Origin of the sequence: Micromonospora sp. HM134 (genome assembly GCF_007833915.1) — a bacterium.
Classification (GTDB): Bacteria; Actinomycetota; Actinomycetes; order Mycobacteriales; family Micromonosporaceae; genus Micromonospora; species Micromonospora wenchangensis.
Window position 1 is genome coordinate 66,648 of the sequence record NZ_CP041061.1, and the last position, 17,931, is coordinate 84,578.

A 17,931-nucleotide genomic window follows, 5' to 3' on the forward strand; every position below is an offset into this window, starting at 1 on the left:
GTTGTGGTGGTGGCCGGGGGCGTACCCGCTGGTGGTGGATCGCGCCACCCGGCCATCACCCGGCTGCTCACGGGTGTTACCGCTCCCGCCGCCGCAGCCTTCGGGCGTGCAGCGGCGGGGTCATCAACCCGGGGCAGGTCTCGTGGACTCCTGCGGCCCGGGGCACCCACCCGGCCGGGCGAGCCCCGGGTGATGATCACACCGGGAAATCGACCGGAAACGGTGAGTGACTCGAACCATACGGACAGAGTGCATCAGTGTGATGCGGGATGCAAGTTGCACGTAGACTTTTGCCGATACGCGAAGGCGACACGTGAACCGGGCGCTTGATCACGCCGACTCCGGAGCGGCACACTGGACGCGGTTCCGCCCGACGCGGCCGGCCGACGACCGGTTCCACCCCTTTGCCGCGAACGATCGCCCGCCGCCCGTCGGTCGCGCCCCCGGCGGGTGTGGACGCAGGCGCGATCGACCGGAGGTAACCGGGTGAGCGCGAGGCACCAGCTTCCCCCGTCATCGGCACCTGGGGCGATGCGATGAGCGAACGGCGGAGCCCCACCATCCGGCGTCGTCGGCTCGGGGCCGAGCTGCGCCGCCTGCGCGACGGTGCCGGAATCACCATAGAGGCCGTCGCCGAGCAACTGGAGTGCTCCGCCTCCAAGGTCTCGCGGATCGAGACCGGACACACCTCCGCGACACCCCGCGACGTGCGGGACATGCTCCGCATCTACGGGGTGGTGGGCGTGGAGAGCGAGGAACTGGTGCAGATCGCCCGCGAGGCGCGGCAGAAGGGGTGGTGGCATCCCTACAGCACGGTGCTCGTCGGGGCGTACGTCGGCCTGGAGGCGGCGGCCGGCTCCATCCGCGCGTACGAACAGCAGGTCGTGCCCGGTCTGCTGGAGACCGAGGAGTACGCCAGCGCGATGATCCAGGCCGCCCGCCCGGACTTCACCGCCGACCAGGTGCAACAACGGGTGCGTGTCCGACTGGGCCGTCAGTCGTTGTTGACCCAGGACGATCCGGTCGATCTGTGGGTGGTGCTCGATGAAGCGGTGTTGAGTCGGCCGGTGGGCGGTGACGCGGTGATGCGTAACCAGCTCAGGCGGCTGGTGGAGGTGGCCGAACTGCCGAACGTGACGTTGCAGGTCCTGCCCTTCGAGGTGGGAGCGCACGCCGGCATGGACGGGACGTTCACCATTCTCAGCTTCCCCGAATCGGTTGATCCGGATGTCGTGTACGCGGAGAACGCCACGGGTGGGCTCTTCCTGGAGAAGAGCGACGAGCTACAGAAGTACAGCTTCATCTTCGATCACATTCGAGCAGTGGCCAGGCGACCGGAGGAGTCCATAGCACACATCGCAGAACTGGCAGAGGAGCCGTTGTGGAAATGGCGACCAAGAGGTTCCCCGAGGACCTGACGCAGGCAACCTGGTTCAAGAGCTCAAGAAGCGGGCCGAACTGTGACAACTGCGTCGAGGTGGCTTACGTGATCGGGGCGGTCGGGGTACGGGACTCGAAGGACAAGACAGGTCCCGCCCTCGTATTCGCCCCCGGGGAATGGAACGCCTTCGTCGCCGACGCTCGGAACGGCGCGTTCGGCCAACACTGACCAACGCAGCGTGGCGTTGACCGCGGGCCGGTCGGGGGACACTCCCCGGCCGGCCCGTCGCCACTCGCGCCCCGGGTCGTTGAACCCCTCGGTACGGCGCTGGTCGACGATCCGCCGCAGGTGGCGGCAACCGAGCGAGGCAGGCGATACGCAGATGACGACGATCGGCTCAGACAACCTCACCAACGGCCCCGGCAAGACCGAACGGTTCGGCGGGAAGTACCGTGGCGCGCGCCGCGACACCGTGCTCACCGAGGTCGGCGCCGCCGACACCGAGTTGGGCCGCGACAACACCCCCGCCCCCGAGCAGGCCGGCTCGTCGCTGTCGCTGCCCTCGCTCGACCCGAACCCGCTCACCGAGCCGTCGTTCCCGCCGGCCGGCTGGCCGACGGAACCCCCCGAGTCGCTCGTCGACCACCCGCTGCTGCGCGGCCTGCTGCTGGAGCTGCCGCCGAAGGGCAGCGTCCCGCCGCCGGGCTGGCTGGACCGGTGGTTCGAGGCGACCCGGGCGATCCTGGAACTGCTATACGTGCAGGGAGCCGGCCGCAGCCGATGAGGCGGGCAGCCCGGCCAGCGCGGGGCGGGTGCCCGGCAGGGTCCGCTCGGCGAGCCGGCTGTGCCGCAGCCCGTGGCGTACCCCGATGGCGAGGACGGCCAGCCCGCCGACGGTGAGCGCCACCCCGGTCACCCCGGTGCCGGCGCTCAGGTCGAGCCCGCCGGCCCGCAGCAGGCCCGGCAGGGTGGCCAGCGCGGTCACCTGTACGGGCAGCCCGATCAGCGGGTGCCCGGCGGCGGCCCGCAGGCCGTACGGCGCGGGGGTCTCCGGCGCGGCGGTGAACGCGCCCGCCCCGGCCCGCAGCCGGCGGACCCGGCGCACCGTGCAGGCGGCCACCGCGAGCGCCGGCACGGCCACCAGCGGAAGCTGCCCGGCGGCCCGGTCGACCGGGGTGTCCCCGCCGCTGATCGTGCCGGCGGCCAGCACCGTCGCGGTCAGGGCGAGCCCGGCGACGGAGAGAGCGAGCAGCCATCCGGTACGCCGTCGCAGGGCGCGGGCCCGGTCCAGCCGGGGGAGTCCGTCCGCCACGACGCCGGCGGCGAGCCAGACGGCGGCGATCGACAGCAGCACGATGAGATGCCCATCCATGGACACAGCCTTGCCCACAACGGCGGGCGGCGAATCCGGGACGAGCCCCTGTTCCCACCCCGGAGCATCCCGTAGGGGTGGCCGTGTCCCGGCCGGTCGGTCCAGCGGCACGGGACCGACCGGGTCGTCATCCCCGGCCGGTCGTCCGCAGTGGACGGATCAGACCGCGAAGGTGGCCGGCCGTTCGGTGGCCGGAGCCGGCGGCCGGGCCTTCCACAGTCCGGTCTTCTGGCCGGCGAGACGGGTCAGGTAGGCCGGGTTGAGGATGACGTACCGCCGCCAGAGCCGCTTCGGCTCCAGCCCGAGCCGCCAGAACCACTCCAGGCCGGCCCGCTGCATCCACGGCGGCGGCTGCCGGAGCAGGCCGGCGTGGTAGTCGAAGGCCGCGCCGACGGCCATCAGCGGCATGTCCAGCAGGGGCCGCATCGCGTACGTGAAGACCTCCTGGCGGGGGCAGCCCAGGCCGACCAGGACGAGCCGGGCGCCGCTGGCCCGGATCCGGTCGGCGATCTCGACGTCCTCGCCGGGCTGCACGGCGCGGAACTTCGACGGCTCCACCCCGGCGATCTTCAGGGCCGGGAACATCCGCTCCAGCGCCGGGATGAGCTTCGCCAGCGTCTCCTCGGTCGACCCGTACAGGTAGACCGGAAGGCCCTCGTCGGCGAAGCGGCGCAGCACGTGCAGGGTCAGCGTCGGGCCGTAGACCCGGTCGGCCAGGCCGGCGTGGTGCAGCAGGTTGAGCGCCCAGCGCACCGGCTGGCCGTCCGGGGTGACCACGTCGAACGAGTTGAGCCGGGCGTTGTGCGCCGGGTCGAGGACCCCGGTCATCACCCCGTGCACGGCCAGCGCGGTCAGCGCCAGCGGCCGGCGGTCCCGGGCCGCCGCGACCACCTGTTCGGTCGCCGAGGCGTAGTCGGTGGCGTCGACCAGGACGCCGAGGACGTTCCGCTTGCCCTGCCCGGTCATGCTCCCGGCACCCACTTGTCGACGTTGGCCTGGTAGATCTCCCGCATGATCATGGGTACGTCGTAGACCTGCTTCCAGCCCGGGTAGTCGGCCTGGAACGCCTCGTTCGAGCCGATCCACCACTTGTGGTCGCCGATCCGGTTCGCGTCGACGTACTCGGTGATCATTTCCTGGCCGGTGATCTCCTCGGCCAGGGCGAACGCCTCCCGGTTGGAGGTGTTGGAGTGCCGGCCGCCGCCCAGGTTGTAGACCGCCGCCGAGCGCGGCTCCCGGAAGAACGCCTCGAACGCCGACACCACGTCCGAGCTGTGGATGGCGTCCCGGACCTGCTTGCCCTGGTACCCGAAGATCTTGTAGGTGCGGCGTTCCATGTTGGCCCGCATCACGTACCCGAGGAAGCCGTGCAGCTCGGTCGCCGAGTGCGCCGGGCCGGTCAGCGTGCCGCCCCGGAAACAGGCCGTCCGCATGTCGAAGTAGCGGCCGTACTCCTGCACCATCACGTCGGCGGCGACCTTGGAGGCCCCGAAGACCGAGTGCAGGCAGGCGTCGATCGACATGTCCTCGCGGATGCCCTGCTCGTACGGGTGCCCCGGCTCGATCTCCCACCGGGTCTCCTGCTCCACCAGCGGCAGGCTGTTCGGCCGGTCGCCGTAGACCTTGTTGGTCGAGCAGTGGATCAGCGGCGCGGCGATGCAGTGCTCCCGCACGTTCTGCAGGATGTTGAGGGTGCCGACGGCGTTGACGTCGAAGTCGGTGAACGGGTCCCGCACCGCCCAGTCGTGCGACGGCTGGGCCGCGGTGTGGATCACCACGGCGATGTCCCGGCCGTACCGGGCGAAGAGCTTGCCGAGGGTGTCCCGGTCGCGGATGTCGATGCTGTGGTGCGCGTACGCCGACCCCAGCTCGTCGGCCAGCCGCCGGACGTTCCACGCGGTCGAGGCCTCGGCACCGAAGAACTCCTGCCGCATGTCGTTGTCGATGCCGACCACGTCCAGGCCGAGCCCGGCGAAGTGCCGGACCGCCTCGGAACCGATCAGACCGCCCGACCCGGTCACCAACGCGACACTCACACGACACTCCTGGTCAAGGTAGGAGGCTGGAAAAAACCATCGGAGCATAGCCTGACGTCCGGTACGCCCCGATACGAAGTGAGGGCCCCGCAGCTACGGAGCCCTCGTCTGGTGGTGGGGATGGGGGGAGTTGAACCCCCACGTCCTTTCGGACACACGGACCTGAACCGTGCGCGTCTGCCATTCCGCCACATCCCCGTGGCACGACCCTCGAACGCGGTCGGAAGCGTCGACCCCGCCGTCTCCGGCGGGCCCGGAACATCCTACCCGGTCCTGTGGTCTCGCCTCGACCGGTTACCGTTCCTGCGAGCGGTCACCCTTCGTGGCGGACGAAAGAGTAGCACGGTCCGGAGGGCCGCTCCGAACGGGCCGCCGCGCGGTGGCCGAGCGGCGCGCGAGCTGCATGCGCGCCGTCCAGATACCATCATGTCCTCGGGACCCGAGGAGGAGCCGGTGAGCGTGCTGCAACGCTTCGAGAAGCGTCTGGAAGGCCTGGTAGAAGGGGCCTTCGCCAAGGTCTTCAAAGGGGTGGTCCACCCCGTGGAGATCCTCAACGCCATGCAGCGGGAGGCCGAGGCGCACAAGGCCATCCTCGCTGGTGGCCGCACCCTGGTGCCGAACCGCTACGTGATCGATCTCTCCCCGTACGACCACAGCCGGTTGGCGCCGTACGCCGCCGCCCTGGCCCAGGAGCTGGCCCAGTCGCAGGCGGAGTTCATCGGCGAGCAGGCGTGGACGGTCTACGGCGACGTGATCGTCGAGGTCGAGCGTGGCGAGGGGCTGGACACCGGCATGTTCCGGGTCACCGCCGAGGTCTACACCGGCGGCGAGGTCGCTCCGGTCTCCTCCCCGGGCGGCTACGACCCCGGCCCGCCGGCCTACCCGTCGTACGACCAGGGGGGCGGCTACGGCCCGCCGCCCGGCCACGGCGGCGGCGCGCGCAACGTCCGGCTGGTCTCCGGCGACGGCCGTACCTACCCGTTGCAGATGGGCTCGACCGTGATCGGCCGGGGTGACCAGGCCAACCTGCGCCTGCCCGACGTCGGGATCTCCCGCCGACACGCCCGGCTGGACTTCGACGGCGGCCAGGTCGTGCTGACCGACCTCGGGTCGACCAACGGCACCATGGTCAACGGCCAGCGGGTCTCGGCCGTCGCCCTGAACCCGGGCGACATGATCCAGCTCGGCACCACGACGCTGACCTTCCGCGTGGACGGCTGACCCGCCTTGCCGGAACTCGTCATCACCGTCGCCCGGTTCGGGTTCCTCATCCTGCTGTGGATCTTCGTGTTCACGGTGGTCGGTGTCATCCGTCGGGATCTCTTCGCGGGCGCCCGGTCGGGGCGGCTGGTGGCCGCGCCGCGCGCGGTCGGGGCCTCCACCCAGCAGCAGGCGGCGAAGCCGGCGAAGGTGAAGCGGGGTCGGGCGGCCCACCAGTTGGTGGTCACCGCCGGCCAGCTCGCCGGCACCCGGATCACCCTCGGTGAAGCGCAGATCACCATCGGTCGGGCCGAGGACTCCACCCTCGTCATCACCGATGACTACGCCTCCGCCCGGCACGCCCGGCTGGTGCCCCGGGACGGGCAGTGGTTCGTCGAGGATCTCGGTTCGACTAACGGCACGTACCTCGATCGCGCTAAGGTCACCGGACCAACCCCCGTCCCCCTCGGCGTGCCGATCCGTATCGGCCGCACCTCTCTCGAATTACGGCCATGACTCTGACCCTGCGCTATGCGGCCCACAGCGACCGCGGTCTGATCCGAGACGGAAACCAGGACTCCGTCTACGCCGGGCCGCGGCTCCTCGCCGTCGCCGACGGCATGGGCGGCATGGCCGCCGGTGACGTCGCCAGCAACATCGTCATCGGTGCCATGGCGCCGCTCGACGAGGACGTCCCGGGGGACGCGCTCGTCGACGCGCTGCGATCGGCCGTGGGCACCGCCAACCAGCAGCTCCGCGACACGGTGGACGCCAACCCGCAGCTGGAGGGGATGGGCACCACGCTCACCGCGACCCTCTTCTCGGGCAGCAAGCTCGGCATGGTCCACATCGGTGACTCGCGGGCCTACCTCCTGCGCAACGGTGAGTTCTCCCAGATCACCAAGGACGACACCTACGTCCAGATGCTCGTCGACGAGGGGCGGATCAGCGCGGAGGAGGCGAGCAGCCACCCCCAGCGCTCGCTGCTCACCCGCGCCCTCGACGGCCGGGACATCGACCCGGAATACAGCGTCCGGCAGGTGCTGCCCGGGGACCGCTACCTGATCTGCAGCGACGGCCTCTCCGGCGTGGTCAGCGCGGAGACCATCGGTGACAGCCTGCGCGAGTACACCGACCCGCAGCAGTGCGTCGAGCGGCTGGTGCAGCTCGCCCTGCGCGGCGGCGGCCCGGACAACATCACCGTGATCATCGCGGACGCCACCGACCAGGACATCGTCGAGGCGAGCCCGATCGTCGGCGGGGCCGCGGCCCGGGACCGGGGTATGGCCACCGCCGCCGACGACTCGACCCCGGCCGCCCGCGCGTCGGCGCTGTCCGCGCCGCGTCCGGCCGCGCCGGAGGAGCCGGCGGCCAACCGGGACGACGACCCGGAGCGCCCGCGCCGGCCGCTGCGCACCGCGGCGATGCTGGCGGCCCTGCTGGTCATCCTCGGTGGTGGCCTGTTCGCCGGCTGGAGCTACACCCAGCGGCAGTACTACGTCGGGGCGACCGACAGCGGGCAGCTCGCGGTCTTCCGCGGCGTCCCCGGCCAGGTGGCCGGCCTCGACCTGTCCAGCGTGCACTCGACCAGCCAGGCCAAGCTCGACGACCTCACCCTGGCCGCCCAGGAGCAGGTCAAGCAGGGCATCCAGGCCAAGAGCCGACCGGACGCACTGCGCCGGCTGGCCGAGCTGACCAGCGACGACCCGACCAACCCGAACCTCAAGCCGGTCTGCCCGCCGGTGCCGCCGCTGATCACCGGCTCACCCGTGCCGGCGAACTCGTCGGCGCCGGCCGTCCCGGGCTCACCCAGCCCCGGCGCGACCGGGGTCCCGGGTGCCAACGGCACTCCCACGCCGCCCACCACACCCGACGCCTCGGCCTCCGACGCGGTTCCGCCGGCCGGAGACCCGGCGGGCTGCCGGTCGCCCGAGTGACCGTCGGCTGAGATCCGAGGGACACCTCCTTGACCGCAGCGGCCCACCCGGTAGTCTCGCCCGTCGCGACGGGCGAGCGGCCCGGCGTACGTCTGGCGCGGTCCCGGCGTAACGCCGAACTGTCCCTGCTGGTGCTGGCGATGGTGCTGGTGGCCGCGTACGGGGCGATCGTCGAGGCGAACCTGCTCGACACCGTCACCCGCGACTTCTGGATGCCGGCCGCCGCGCTCGGGCTGGTCTTCCTCGGCATGCACCTGGTGATCAGGTGGCTGGCGCCGTTCGCCGATCCGGCCCTGCTGCCGGCGGTCGCTCTGCTCAACGGCATCGGGGTGGGCTTCCTGCGCCGGCTCGACCTCGGCAAGGCCGCCCCGGCCGACCGGGAGACGCTTGCCATCTTCGCCGGCACCGGCGGCCGGCAGCTGGCCTGGACGCTGGCCGCGGTGGTCCTCGCCGCCGGCCTGCTGGTGCTGATGCGTGACCACCGGGCGGTCTCCCGGTACGCGTACACCCTGGGGCTGGCCGGCATCGTGCTGGTGATGATCCCGGCGGTGCTGCCCGGCCGGTTCTCCGAGATCAACGGCGCGAAGCTGTGGATCAGGGTGGGCGGGTTCAGCATCCAGCCCGGTGAGTTCGCCAAGCTGGCGCTGCTGGTCTTCTTCGCCTACTACCTGGTCCGCAAGCGTGAGGTGCTCTCGCTGGCCAGCCGCCGCATCCTCGGCATCGACTTCCCGCGCGGCCGGGACCTCGGCCCGGTGCTCGGGGTGTGGATGATCAGTCTGCTGGTCCTGGTCTTCGAGAAGGACCTCGGCACCTCGCTGCTCTACTTCGGCATGTTCGTGGTGACCCTCTACATCGCCACCGAACGGGTCAGTTGGCTGCTGATCGGTCTGGTCCTCTTCTTCGGCGGCGCCTACCTCGCGTACGTGCTCGGGGGCACGGTGGGTGGCCCGTTCGCCAACTTCTACACCCGCGCCGAGATCTGGCTCGACCCGTTCGCCGAGCCGTACGACCGGGGTTACCAGCTGGTGCAGGGGCTGCTCGGTCTGGGCAGCGGCGGCCTGTTCGGCTCCGGGCCGGGCGCCGGGGAGCCGCTGGAGATCCCCGAGGTGCAGAACGACTTCATCTTCGCCGGCATCGGTGAGGAGATCGGCCTGTTCGGGTTGACCGCGCTGCTGGTGGTCTACCTGCTCATCGTCGAGCGGGGGCTGCGGGCCGGGCTGGCGGTGCGGGACTCGTTCGGCAAGCTGGTCGCCGGTGGTCTCGCCTTCACCCTGGGCCTGCAGGTCTTCGTGATCGTCGGCGGGATCAGCAAGCTCATCCCGCTGACCGGTCAGACCACCCCGTTCCTCTCCGCCGGTGGTTCGTCGCTGATGGCGAACTGGCTGCTCATCGCGGTGCTGCTGCGGATCTCCGACGCCGCCCGGCGGCCGGTGGCCCAGGGTGGCGGCACGGCGGGCCGACCCGGTGGTGGTCCGCCGGAACAGCTGCACGGTGCTCCCACGGAGGTGATCCGCCCGTGAACGCGCCCCTGCGCCGCGTCGGCGTCGTCGTCATGGTCCTGTTCGGGCTGCTCTTCGCCAACCTGAACTGGATCCAGGCCTACAAGGCGGACGAGTACCGCAACAGCGACTACAACGGCCGGGTCCAGGTGGCCGAGTACGAGCGTCGGCGGGGCAACATCGAGGCCGGCGGCACCGCCGTGGCCACCAGCAAGGAGACCGGCGGCAAGCTGAAGTTCCAGCGCACCTACCCCGGCGGGTCGAAGTACGCCCACGTGCTCGGTTACAAGCCGGTCAACCTGGCCGACACCGGCATCGAGCGGTTGGAGAACGACTTCCTCGCCGGTACCAGCGACGCCCTGCTCGGCAACCGGATCAAGGACATGTTCACCGGTGACGAGACCGGCGGCGGCAACGTGCTGCTGAGCATCTCCAAGCGCGCCCAGGACACCGCGTACGAGCAGTTGCGCAACAACCGCAACGGGGTGAAGAAGGGCGCGGCGATCGCCATCGACCCGCGTACCGGTGCGGTGCAGGCGCTCGTCTCGATGCCCGGCTTCGACCCGAACCCGCTTGTCGACCACGACACCAACGTGGCCTCGGCGGCCTACAACAAGTACGAGCAGGACCCGGACGGCCCGCTGAAGAACCGGGCGCTGTCGGAGGTCCTGCCACCCGGCTCCACCTTCAAGATCGTGATCGCCGCCGCCGCGTTGGAGAACGGGGTCGGCAAGGACACCGAGATCCCGGCCGGGGCGAGCTGGACCCCGCCGACCTCGGGCACGCCGATCCGCAACGCCGCCGCGTCGATCTGCCCGGAGGCGCAGGTCACCCTGATCGACGCGGTCACCGAGTCGTGCAACACCGGCTTCGCCCAGCTCGGCGTCCGGCTCGGCGCGGACACGGTGAAGGAGAAGGCCCGACAGTTCGGCTTCGAGCAGGACGACCTCACCGTCGGCCAGCTCGGCGAGGGGGGCCTGCCGGTGGCGGCCAGCCGGACCGGGGACATGCAGAACCCCGACGGCGGCACCGACCCGGCCGCGCTGGCCCAGTCCTCCATCGGCCAGAACAACGTCCGGATGACCCCGTTGCAGGGGGCGCTGATCGCCGGCTCGGTCGCCAACAAGGGCCGGCAGATGCGCCCCTACCTGGTCAAGCAGCTCCTCGGGCCGGACCGCACCACCAGCTACTACAACGCCCAGCCCCGGGAGCTGCGCCAGCCGGTCAGCGGCCAGGTCGCCGACGACCTGCGGGACATGATGGTCAGCGTGGTGAAGAACGGCACCGGTCGCTCCGCCGACATCGACGGCTACACGGTCGGCGGCAAGACCGGCACCGCCCAGTCCGCCCCGGACCGGCCCGACCACGGCTGGTTCATCGGCTTCGCCCTGGACAAGAACGGCAACGCCGTCTCCGCCGTCTGCGTGGAGCTGGAGCAGGCCGGCAGCGGCGGCAGCGCCGAGGCGGCCCGGATCGGTGGCCGGATCATGCAGGCGGCCATCGCCGATGCGGGGGGCCGCTGACATGCTCAGCCCCGGGGTGCAGCTCGGCAACCGCTACCGTCTCGACGAGCGGATCGCCAGCGGCGGCATGGGCGACGTGTGGCGCGGCACCGACCAGGTGCTGGGCCGTACGGTGGCGGTGAAGAGCCTGCTTCCGGCGCTGCTCGACGAGCCCGGCTTCGCCGAACGCTTCCGCGGCGAGGCGCGCACCATGGCCACCATCAACCACCCCGGCGTGGTCGACGTCTACGACTTCGGCAGCGACCAGCAGATCGCCTTCCTGGTGATGGAGTACGTCGAGGGTGACGCCCTGTCGGCGACGCTCAGCCGGGTCGGCCGGCTCACCCCGGCCCGGACGATGGCGCTGCTCGCCCAGGCCGCCGACGCGCTGCACGCCGCCCACGAGAAGGGCATCGTGCACCGCGACGTCAAGCCGGGCAACCTGCTCGTGCGGCCGAACGGCACGCTGGTGCTCACCGACTTCGGCATCGCCCGGTCCGAGCTGGTCGGCCAGCTCACCGCCGCCGGGTCGGTGCTCGGCACCGCCTCGTACATCTCCCCTGAGCAGGCCACCGGCGCGGTCGCCACGCCCGCCTCCGACGTGTACGCGCTCGGTGTGGTGGCCTACCAGTGCCTCGCCGGCCGGCGGCCGTTCGAGGGGGACAACCCGCTTGAAATCGCGATGAAGCACGTGCGGGACACTCCCCGCCCGCTGCCCGGGGACATTCCGCCGCCGGTCAAGGCGATCGTGGAGCGGGCGATGGCCAAGGAGCCCGGCCACCGTTGGCCGAGCGCCGCCGCGCTCGCCTCCGTCGCCCGGCAGGCTAAGCAGGCCCTCTCCCAGCAGGCCCGTGCCGGTGGCGGACATCCCGGCCCGGTCTCCGGTGGCCCGGTGTCCGGGGCACCGGCGTCCCCGGCCGGCCCGATGGCCCGCGCCCAGGTGCCCGCCGTACCCCGGCAGCAGTCCGGCGTGCCGGCCCACCCGCACCGGCCGGCGGTGAGCGGGCAGGCACGGCCCCCGGTGGGTGGGCAGCAGGCCCGGCCGGCGATGGGTGGGCAGCAGGCCCGGCCGGCGGTCGCGGCCCGGCACCCGCAGCCGCAGCCGCAGTCACAGCCGGTGAACCAGCGTCCACCGGCCCAGGCCAACCCGATGACCCGGCCCTACCCGCAGCAGTCCCGGGGGGCGGCCCCCGTGCCGTCCGCCCAGCTCCGCGCGGACCGGCCCGTGTACGCCCGGCAGCCCCTCCCACCCCCCGCCCCGCCCGCCCGTTCCCGGTCCGGCATGGTGGCCCTGGCGATCCTGCTGGCGGTGCTGGTGCTGGTCTGCTCCGGTGTGCTCGCGTACGCGACCCGGCAGGGCAACCTGGCCACCGATCCCGGTGCGCCGGGCACGACGTCCGGCGCGCTGAGTGCCCTCGGACGCGACGATCCGGCCGGGACGTCGTACCGTCGGGTGGTACGGCTCGGACCGGGTGCCGGCGAGACGACGACGAGCGAAGGACGACGAACGCGATGACAGCCCAGGCCCGCCTGCTCGGTGGCAGGTACCAGGTCGGCGAGCTGCTCGGTTACGGCGGCATGGCCGAGGTGCACCGCGGTCGGGACCTCCGGCTCGGTCGGGACGTCGCGATCAAGATGCTCCGGACGGACCTGGCCCGGGACGCCACCTTCCAGATGCGGTTCCGGCGGGAGGCGCAGAACGCCGCCTCGCTGAACCACCCGGCGATCGTCGCCGTCTACGACACCGGCGAGGAGACCGCCCCGACCGGGGAGACCCTCCCGTTCATCGTGATGGAGTTCGTGAACGGGCGGACCCTCAAGGAGGTCCTCGGCGTCGAGGGGCGGCTCCAGCCGCGCCGGGCGCTGGAGATCTGCGCCGACATGTGCGCGGCCCTGGAGTTCAGCCACCGGCACGGGATCATCCACCGGGACATCAAGCCCGGCAACGTGATGCTGACGCAGACCGGTCAGGTCAAGGTGATGGACTTCGGCATCGCCCGCGCGCTGGCCAGCGGCGCCACCACGATGACGCAGACCAGCGCGGTGATCGGCACGGCCCAGTACCTCTCCCCCGAGCAGGCGCGCGGCGAGGCCGTCGACGCCCGCTCCGACGTGTACGCCGCCGGCTGCGTGCTGTTCGAGCTGGTCTGCGGCCACCCGCCGTTCGTCGGTGACAGCCCGGTCAGCGTGGCGTACCAGCACGTGCGGGAGGCCCCGCCGACGCCGAGCGACATCAACCCGGACGTCACCCCGGCGATCGACGCGATCGTGCTCAAGGCGCTGTCGAAGAACCCGCTCAACCGCTACCAGAGCGCCGGTGAGATGCGGGCCGACCTGCTCCGCGCCGCCGCCGGCCGGCCGGTGATGGCCACCCCCGTCCTGAGTCAGGACGAGACGACCCCGATGGCCGCGGCGGCGAGCGGCTACCCGACCCAGGTGGTGGGGCAGCAGACCCGGCAGATCCCGGCCCGGGTCGGTGACCCGCAGCGGCGCAGGAGTTCGGCCTGGGTGATCGCGGCGTTCGCGGCGGTCGGCGTCCTGGCGGTGATCGCCCTGGTCGCGGCGCTGCTGATGAACGGTCAGGAGCCGAAGAAGAGCCCGGTGCCCAACCTGGCGGGCAAGACGCAGGACGTCGCGTTCGCCGAGATCCGCAACTCCGGCCTGGTGCCGGCGACCGGCGACCAGGTCTTCGACAGCACCTGCAAGGTGGGCACGGTGGTCAGGCAGGACCCGCCGGCCGGCACCGCGCTGGAGGAGAACGGCCAGGTGACGGTGAGCCTCTGCGGCGGCAAGCCCGAGGTCAGCATCCCCAATGGCCTCAAGGGCAGCAAGGTCGAGAGCGCCCAGACCCGGCTCAAGGACGAGAAGTTCACCGTCAAGGTGGTGACGAAGGACAGCGAGGAGAGCGAGGACATCGTTCTCGACGTGTCCCCGCCCGAGGGCGAGAAAGTGCCGGAGGGCACCGAGGTGACCCTGACCGTCTCCCGGGGCAACGTCCGGGAGGTGCCGGACGTCAAGGACCTCAGCCAGACGGAGGCCACCCGGGCCCTGCAGAACGCCGGTTTCAAGGTCAACCCGGAACTCGGCTCGGAGGTGCCGGCGGACGAGGCCGGCAAGGTGCAGAGCCAGAACCCGAAGGCCGGCACCAAGAAGGCCAAGGGGAGCACGGTCACCATCGTGGTGAGCGTGCCGGAGGTGACCGAGTCGCCGACGCCGCCGGCACCGACCACGCCGGTGCCGACCACCACACCGCCCGGTGACGGCACGGGGGGCGGGTTCCCGCTGCCCACCCCGCCGTTCCGCAGCGACGACGACTGACCCGTACCCCCGGACGTACCGGGCCCGGTCCGCAGGGACCGGGCCCGGCTCTGTCGGGGGCACGACGGCGCGGGTCTGCCCGCCGGACCGGGACGGACAGGCGTCGAGGGTACGGCGGGCGCGGGCCGGGACGGAGAGGCGTCGGGTGGGCGGCGGGCCGGTGCGGCGGCCCGTCAGAGGGTGGCGAAGGCGGCCCGGCGGCGGGCGTCGACCTCGGCGGCCAGCTCCGGGGCGCGTTCCAGGGCCTCCGGGTGGCCGCACGCGGAGACCCAGTTGGCCAGCATCAGGTGGCCGCCCTCGGTGAGCACCGACTCCGGGTGGAACTGCACCCCCTCGATCGGCAGCGTCCGGTGCCGCATCGCCATCACCACGCCGGAGGCCGTCCAGCCGGTGACCTCCAGCTCGTCGGGCAGCGTCTCGGGCAGCACCGCCAGCGAGTGGTAGCGGGTGGCGGTGAACGGGTCGGGCAGGCCGGCCAGCACCCCGACCGAGTGGTGCCGCACCTCGGAGGTCTTGCCGTGCAGCAGTTCGGGGGCCCGGGTGACGGTGCCGCCGAACGCCTCCCCGATCGCCTGGTGGCCCAGGCAGACGCCGAAGATCGGCAGCTCGCCGGCGTACCGGTGGATGACGTCGAGGCAGATGCCGGCACGGTCCGGACTGCCCGGCCCCGGCGAGAGCAGGATGCCGGCCGCGCCGACCCGACCGACCTCGGCGACGTCGATCTCGTCGTTGCGCCGGACCTCGCACTCCACCCCGAGCTGCCCCAGGTACTGCACGAGGTTGAAGACGAAGGAGTCGTAGTTGTCGATCACGAGGACGCGCATGGGCTCACCGGCTTGGGGAGGGGGCGGGCGGGGTGTTGTTCCGGTCGGTGTCGTACGGCAGGTCGTGCCCGTCGCCGGCCGGCGCGTCCGGGTCGACGGCGGAGTCGCCGCCCGGGTTGCCGGAGTCCTGGGTGACCTGCACGTCGTCGAAGGGCAGCAGCGGCTCGGCCCAGGGGAACACCACGTACCAGAGCAGCGCCACCGTCGCGGTGGCGAGCAGCACCGAGCCGATCAGCTTGCCGGGCAGCCCGAAGGGCAGCTTGCGCCAGATCCAGGAGTACATCGTCGTCAGCCCCTCAGCTCCGGCGGCGGGCCCTGCGACTTGGGCTGCGTACGGTCGAGCTCGGCGTGGACGATCAACCGCTGGTAGTTGTCGAACTTCGGGTTGCAGGTGGTGAGGGTGAGCAGCTTGCGGGTGGGTTTCGCGTTCGGCTCGCCGGGCACCGGGGCGACCACCTCGACCTGGTCGGGGCGGACGATCCGGGACTGGTACACCTTGTAGACGTACCAGTCCTGCTTGCCCTCCAGGAGGATCGCGTCGCCGGACTTCAGCTCGTCGAGACGCCAGAAGGTGGCCCGGTTGCGGTGCCCGGCGACGGAGAAGTTGCCCACCTCGCCGGGGAGCGCGCTCTTCGGGTAGTGGCCCGGGGCGTACCGGATGTCCTCCTGGGTGACGCCCTCGACGACGACCCAGTTCTTGTCGAGGCTGGGGATGTAGAGCCCGGCGATGGGCTGGCCCTCGGCCGGGGCGACCGCCTTGGCCGGACCGGGGCTGACCGTCGGGTCGCCGGTCGGGCCCCACGCCTGGGCGAGTTGCTGGTTGAGCTTGCTCTGGTGGGCGTCGACCAGGGCGGACTTGCCCCAGATCTCGTATCCGGCGAAGAGGAGCACCACCAGGCCGAAGGTGATCAGCACCTCGCCGCTGACCCGGACGCCGGTCCGCAGCCGGGAGGCGAAGGTGGGCCGGGTCAGCTCCGAGTAGACGCTCTTGTAGCCCTTCCCGGTCTGCTCCGGGCGTAGCTGCACCACCCGTTCACCGCGGCGGGGTGGCGGGGGCGGGACGGGGTCGCCGGCCCCGTCGGGTTCGGGGGCGGGTGGCACCGCGCCCATCAGCGCGGTGGAGTCGAGCGCCGGGCCGGTCGGCCGGGCCGGCAGCACCGGGAGCAGCGCCGTCGCCGCCGGGTCGACCGTGCGGTCCGGCTGCCGACCGGTGGACGCGGGCGGGATGGGGCGGCCCGGCCAGGCGGGCGGCGGCTGGCGGGTGGGCAGCACCGGTGCGGGCCAGGGGCCGGCGGGTCTCGGGTCGGCGGCCTGCGGGCGGGCGGTGGCGGGCGGCGTGGACCGGTCGACCGGGGGGAGGAAGGCGGTCGGCCCGTCGTGCTGGTCGGGGCGCGGGTCCCCGCCCTGCCGGGTCATCGCGGCACCGTCGCCGATCGCAGCGCCGTCGAGTCCTCGAACGCGGGCACGGTGACGGAGCCGACGTGCTCGGAGTAACCGAGCTGGTAGTGGTCGACCGCCTGCTTGAACAACCCGACTCCCTGAGAGCCGGCGAGGGCCTGCTGGAGGGCAGCGGGATCGCCGATTGCTACGATCTTGAATGGTGGCGAGTACACCCGGCCGTGCAACAGCAGGGTGTTACCGACGCAGCGTACCGCGCTGGTGGAGAGCACGCGGACGTTCATGATGGACATGGCCTCCGCACCTCCGGCCCACAGCGCGTTGACCACCGCCTGCACGTCACCCTGGTGGACGACCAGGTCGTCGTTGGTGGCCCCCTTGGGCAGGGTGCCGTCGCTGCGCCGGGGGGCGTCGTTCAGCTCGACGGTCACCCCGGGCCCGGTGAGCGCGGTGAACCCGGCCGCCTGCTGGAGCGCCTGGGCGCGGTCGCGCTGCTCCTTGATCGGTTCGTCGGTGTCGGCCAGGGCGGCGGTCTCGCCCTCCACGTCGGCGCGCAGCCGGGCGGCCCGCAGCTCGCTTGCGGCCACCTGTTCCCGGCGGTCCTCGATGAGCTGGGTGAGCTGGGGCCGGCGGTCCTCGCGCAGGGCGGTGCCACCGGCGGTGGTCGCCGTGGTGGTGAAGAGCAGCCCGGCCGCGGCGGCGATCAGCGGCACGCCTACCGACCAGCCCGGCCGGCGCTGCCGGGGACGGCGTGGCAGGAAGGCGGCGACCGCCCGGCGCATGGCCTTCTGCCAGGACGCCGCACCGGATGTGTACTCCACCGAGCGTTCCTCTCCCGTCGTGTGGTGACGCCCGTCACGACCCGGGACGGTCACCGGCGTCGCGTCGACCCGCCCGATCCGGTCACCGCGTGCACCGGATCGACCCCATTCATGGCCTGGAGCGGCCTTCGGGACTACGCTAGCTGTCGAACATTATTGGCCATGGACCGTCGCCCCCGCGCCCGGTTGTCAGGCCGGACGAGGTCGTCACCCCTCTGGAGAGCGTCGTGCCCAAGTCTCAGGTCCGTAAGAAGAAGGTGTACACCCCGCCGACGGACGTTCGTCCGACGACAACGGCGGCGACGCGCAAGCCTAGCCCGGTGTGGCTGCCGGCGACCGCTGTCGCGCTGATCGTCGGCGGCATCGGCTGGCTGGTGGTCTATTACCTCTCCGAGCAGGAGTACCCGGTCGCCTCGTGGGGCTACTGGAACCTCGCGGTCGGGTTCGGCGCGATGGTGGGCTCGCTGATCCTGCTCTCCCGCTGGCGTTGAGCGCGGCGCTCCGGCGCGCTCCGCGACACGTCCCAGGTCACCCCGGACGGCCCCAGCCCGGCGCTTCGGCGTCGGGAGCCCTATGGTGTCCGCAGGGCGGCGTGGCCTGGTGCGAGAAGACTCACGTTACCGTTGGGTAACTTTCGCGTAGG

18 protein-coding genes and 1 tRNA gene are annotated in these 17,931 nt (G+C 72.0%); 11 read left to right on the forward strand and 8 right to left on the reverse strand.

What is annotated here, in order from left to right; genetic code table 11:
• Positions 1-536: 536 nt before the first annotated feature.
• The 3 genes from FJK98_RS00335 to FJK98_RS00345 all read left to right on the forward strand — a co-directional run bounded on the left by FJK98_RS00335 (position 537) and on the right by FJK98_RS00345 (position 2,165).
• Positions 537-1,418 carry a helix-turn-helix transcriptional regulator gene (locus tag FJK98_RS00335; protein WP_145917222.1) on the forward strand — a complete coding sequence of 294 codons (882 nt, stop codon included), beginning with the start codon at positions 537-539 and terminating at the stop codon, positions 1,416-1,418.
• Complete coding sequence (locus FJK98_RS00340) at positions 1,388-1,609, forward strand: DUF397 domain-containing protein (protein WP_088645735.1); 222 nt, start codon at positions 1,388-1,390, stop codon at positions 1,607-1,609. The genes FJK98_RS00335 and FJK98_RS00340 overlap by 31 nt, the downstream gene beginning before the upstream one ends.
• A gap of 154 nt (positions 1,610-1,763) precedes the next feature.
• Positions 1,764-2,165 carry a hypothetical protein gene (locus FJK98_RS00345; RefSeq protein WP_145917223.1) on the forward strand — a complete coding sequence of 134 codons (402 nt, stop codon included), beginning with the start codon at positions 1,764-1,766 and terminating at the stop codon, positions 2,163-2,165.
• On the opposite strand, the gene FJK98_RS00350 is transcribed toward FJK98_RS00345, so the two are convergent.
• The 4 genes from FJK98_RS00350 to FJK98_RS00365 form a co-directional block, all read right to left on the reverse strand.
• A complete protein-coding gene (locus tag FJK98_RS00350; protein ID WP_240762527.1) occupies positions 2,133-2,753 on the reverse strand; it encodes a hypothetical protein in 621 nt (206 codons plus the stop codon). The two genes, FJK98_RS00345 and FJK98_RS00350, sit on opposite strands and share 33 nt — an antisense overlap.
• Positions 2,754-2,912: 159 nt before the next feature.
• Positions 2,913-3,719: a WecB/TagA/CpsF family glycosyltransferase gene (locus FJK98_RS00355; RefSeq protein ID WP_088645762.1), complete on the reverse strand. Its 807-nt coding sequence runs from the start codon at positions 3,717-3,719 to the stop codon at positions 2,913-2,915.
• Positions 3,716-4,837, reverse strand: coding sequence for an NAD-dependent epimerase/dehydratase family protein (locus FJK98_RS00360; protein WP_194823545.1), 1,122 nt, complete (start codon positions 4,835-4,837; stop codon positions 3,716-3,718). The genes FJK98_RS00355 and FJK98_RS00360 overlap by 4 nt, the downstream gene beginning before the upstream one ends.
• Before the next feature lie 64 nt (positions 4,838-4,901).
• Positions 4,902-4,987, reverse strand: a tRNA-Leu gene (locus FJK98_RS00365).
• A gap of 228 nt (positions 4,988-5,215) precedes the next feature.
• Between FJK98_RS00365 and FJK98_RS00370 the strand changes: the two genes are divergently transcribed.
• Genes FJK98_RS00370 through pknB form a run of 7 tightly spaced genes read left to right on the forward strand, consistent with a single transcriptional unit; the run spans position 5,216 to position 14,245 of the window.
• Positions 5,216-6,010, forward strand: coding sequence for a DUF3662 and FHA domain-containing protein (locus FJK98_RS00370; protein ID WP_088645731.1), 795 nt, complete (start codon positions 5,216-5,218; stop codon positions 6,008-6,010).
• Positions 6,011-6,016: 6 nt separating this feature from the next.
• The gene (locus FJK98_RS00375; protein ID WP_088645730.1) at positions 6,017-6,505 is read left to right on the forward strand and encodes an FHA domain-containing protein; all 489 of its coding nucleotides are present in this window, start codon (positions 6,017-6,019) and stop codon (positions 6,503-6,505) included.
• Positions 6,502-7,926 (forward strand): protein phosphatase 2C domain-containing protein, encoded by a 1,425-nt coding sequence (locus FJK98_RS00380; protein ID WP_145917225.1) that lies wholly within the window; start codon positions 6,502-6,504, stop codon positions 7,924-7,926. Before FJK98_RS00375 ends, FJK98_RS00380 begins: the two co-directional genes overlap by 4 nt.
• Before the next feature lie 29 nt (positions 7,927-7,955).
• Positions 7,956-9,446 carry an FtsW/RodA/SpoVE family cell cycle protein gene (locus FJK98_RS00385; protein ID WP_145917226.1) on the forward strand — a complete coding sequence of 497 codons (1,491 nt, stop codon included), beginning with the start codon at positions 7,956-7,958 and terminating at the stop codon, positions 9,444-9,446.
• Positions 9,443-10,948 carry a penicillin-binding protein 2 gene (locus tag FJK98_RS00390; RefSeq protein ID WP_145917227.1) on the forward strand — a complete coding sequence of 502 codons (1,506 nt, stop codon included), beginning with the start codon at positions 9,443-9,445 and terminating at the stop codon, positions 10,946-10,948. Before FJK98_RS00385 ends, FJK98_RS00390 begins: the two co-directional genes overlap by 4 nt.
• 1 nt (position 10,949) lies before the next feature.
• Complete coding sequence (locus FJK98_RS00395) at positions 10,950-12,443, forward strand: serine/threonine-protein kinase (RefSeq protein ID WP_145922491.1); 1,494 nt, start codon at positions 10,950-10,952, stop codon at positions 12,441-12,443.
• Positions 12,440-14,245, forward strand: coding sequence for a Stk1 family PASTA domain-containing Ser/Thr kinase (gene pknB / locus FJK98_RS00400; RefSeq protein WP_145917228.1), 1,806 nt, complete (start codon positions 12,440-12,442; stop codon positions 14,243-14,245). Before FJK98_RS00395 ends, pknB begins: the two co-directional genes overlap by 4 nt.
• Before the next feature lie 173 nt (positions 14,246-14,418).
• Here pknB and FJK98_RS00405 read toward each other — a convergent pair whose 3' ends face one another.
• Genes FJK98_RS00405 through FJK98_RS00420 form a run of 4 tightly spaced genes read right to left on the reverse strand, consistent with a single transcriptional unit; the run spans position 14,419 to position 17,288 of the window.
• On the reverse strand, positions 14,419-15,069 hold the full coding sequence (locus tag FJK98_RS00405) for an aminodeoxychorismate/anthranilate synthase component II (protein ID WP_145917229.1): 651 nt from the start codon (positions 15,067-15,069) through the stop codon (positions 14,419-14,421).
• A gap of 4 nt (positions 15,070-15,073) precedes the next feature.
• Positions 15,074-15,352 carry a hypothetical protein gene (locus FJK98_RS00410; RefSeq protein ID WP_145917230.1) on the reverse strand — a complete coding sequence of 93 codons (279 nt, stop codon included), beginning with the start codon at positions 15,350-15,352 and terminating at the stop codon, positions 15,074-15,076.
• Positions 15,353-15,357: 5 nt separating this feature from the next.
• Entirely contained in the window at positions 15,358-16,485 is a 1,128-nt protein-coding gene (locus FJK98_RS00415) for a class E sortase (protein ID WP_145917231.1), read from the reverse strand.
• Positions 16,482-17,288, reverse strand: coding sequence for a DUF881 domain-containing protein (locus FJK98_RS00420; RefSeq protein ID WP_145917232.1), 807 nt, complete (start codon positions 17,286-17,288; stop codon positions 16,482-16,484). Before FJK98_RS00420 ends, FJK98_RS00415 begins: the two co-directional genes overlap by 4 nt.
• A gap of 227 nt (positions 17,289-17,515) precedes the next feature.
• On the opposite strand from FJK98_RS00420, the gene FJK98_RS00425 reads away from it, so the two are divergent.
• Positions 17,516-17,779 (forward strand): cell division protein CrgA, encoded by a 264-nt coding sequence (locus tag FJK98_RS00425; protein WP_145917233.1) that lies wholly within the window; start codon positions 17,516-17,518, stop codon positions 17,777-17,779.
• Positions 17,780-17,931 lie beyond the last annotated feature (152 nt).